Origin of the sequence: Sedimentibacter sp. B4 (assembly GCF_000309315.1) — a bacterium.
Taxonomy (GTDB): domain Bacteria; phylum Bacillota; class Clostridia; order Tissierellales; family Sedimentibacteraceae; genus Sedimentibacter; species Sedimentibacter saalensis.
On record NZ_CANG01000193.1, the window covers coordinates 1 to 211 of the forward strand.

Annotated in this window: 1 pseudogene; it reads left to right on the forward strand. The window is 70.1% G+C overall.

Annotation, left to right across the window (positions count from 1 at the left end):
- Window positions 1-211: pseudogene (locus BN358_RS26200) on the forward strand (flavodoxin family protein); the annotation flags it as partial.

The window sequence follows — 211 nt, forward strand, 5'->3', positions numbered from 1 at the left end:
TGGGACCACGCAACGCCGTACCTGCGCCGGATCCTCGCCGAGGTATGGGGAGCCGACCTCACCGTCGTCGAGCGAGAACTCACCCTCGTCGGCGTCAACCCTGCCATGAACGGCCTCGAGGAGCTCGCGGCAACAGCGAGGACCATCGCCGAGGAGCAGGCGAAGGCTGCCGGGCTCGGCCTCGCCGCTCGACTGGAAGCCGGCGGTTCGC